Annotated in this window: 2 protein-coding genes; both read right to left on the bottom strand. The window is 35.1% G+C overall.

Annotated elements, in window-relative coordinates; all coding sequences use genetic code 11:
- The coding region (locus tag RCF13_RS05145) for a baseplate J/gp47 family protein (RefSeq protein WP_308140907.1) at positions 1–724 on the bottom strand (724 nt) is incomplete at its 3' end.
- Positions 725–735: 11 nt separating this feature from the next.
- Positions 736–1,134: a DUF2634 domain-containing protein gene (locus RCF13_RS05140; RefSeq protein ID WP_308140906.1), complete on the bottom strand. Its 399-nt coding sequence runs from the start codon at positions 1,132–1,134 to the stop codon at positions 736–738.
- Between the last annotated feature and the right edge of the window lie 101 nt (positions 1,135–1,235).

Here is a 1,235-nt window from a genome sequence, read left to right as displayed (position 1 = left end):
TAGGACTTGTTACAGTAACGTCTGCTCCTATAGGTCTTACTGTTTCTATATAATCATAGACTTTAGTTTCTAACGTACTATCTATTTCCATATCCGAATCCACAATAACAACTTTTACGGTGCCAGGACCATTCCACAAAGGAAACACCCTTGCATTCCCTACTCCTTCGACTTTCAAAGCCCAGTTAAGGTAATCGTTAATATTACCACTAGTAGAAGGAAGTTGTATTTTAACATATAGCCTATTACGAAGTCCTTCGTCTGTTTCAGTATCTGTTCCAGTGGAAACGATATCTGTTAATGTAGCAGTAACACCGATATTCTCGATATTATCCAGCTTTCCATTGTATAAATTGCCTACACTTCCTACTTGTTCGCACTCTGCTATATATTCTGTATTCGATATTTTATTTACTATTACATAAGTAGTATCTCTGAGGGCGAACCTAGTGCCTATATTAATCATGCCATCAGTTGAAACCCCTCTAAGCGCCTTAGTAGCTCGTTTGCGTTCGATTCCATATCCCTTACAAATCCGATCAAGGTATTCTCCCATGGCTGTGTCTATGAAAAATAGATCAACAAAGTTGTCCAGCATAAAGTAAGTTTCAGCTAGCTTGTAAGCGCATGGAGCGATAGCCATATATATGGGCGAACCTTCTCTTTTATCAACATCATTTGTAATTCTACCAAGCATATCATTTAATATATTTTCATAAGTCATGTTAGAAAACATCAGATATTCACCGCCCTGCTCATTTCAATTTCTCCATAAATACTCGAAACATCAAAAGTACAATGAAGGGAGTTTTCTTTAATATTAAACTGGAAATTGTCCACGCTTATAATCCGATCATCTTTCAATAAACATTCTGCAATCCTTCTTTTTAGTTCAATTTTTACGTAAGTAGATTCTTTGCCAAGTAGATCTTCGGTTTGAATGCCATACTCAAAACTTAAAATTGAGTACTCATATCTTTCTGTACTCAACCTGTGATATATAGATTGCTTCAAAGCTTCTAAGTTGTCTATATAGCCCTGCATCTTATCGGTAGTAACTTTGAATGTTTTAGATGTTTGAATAGAATCATCAATTTTAAATTCTGTATTTTCTAATATACTTTTAGGTATCATCTAATCACCTTCATTCGTCCATAATTTCCAAAATAAAAAAGTCCTGCCCACCTAAGTTTCTTAGTAGCCGAACTCGATCACCTGTTTTTATATGTTGTTTT

It is taken from the genome of Stenotrophomonas maltophilia group sp. RNC7, assembly GCF_030910085.1.
GTDB lineage: Bacteria > Pseudomonadota > Gammaproteobacteria > Xanthomonadales > Xanthomonadaceae > Stenotrophomonas > Stenotrophomonas sepilia.
This window is presented reverse-complemented; position numbering and strand designations above follow the sequence as displayed.

Bases quoted from the DNA above. Each gene is read 5' to 3' on its own strand.
- RCF13_RS05140 (WP_308140906.1), bottom strand. From the start codon at position 1,134: ATGATACCTAAAAGTATATTAGAAAATACAGAATTTAAAATTGATGAT.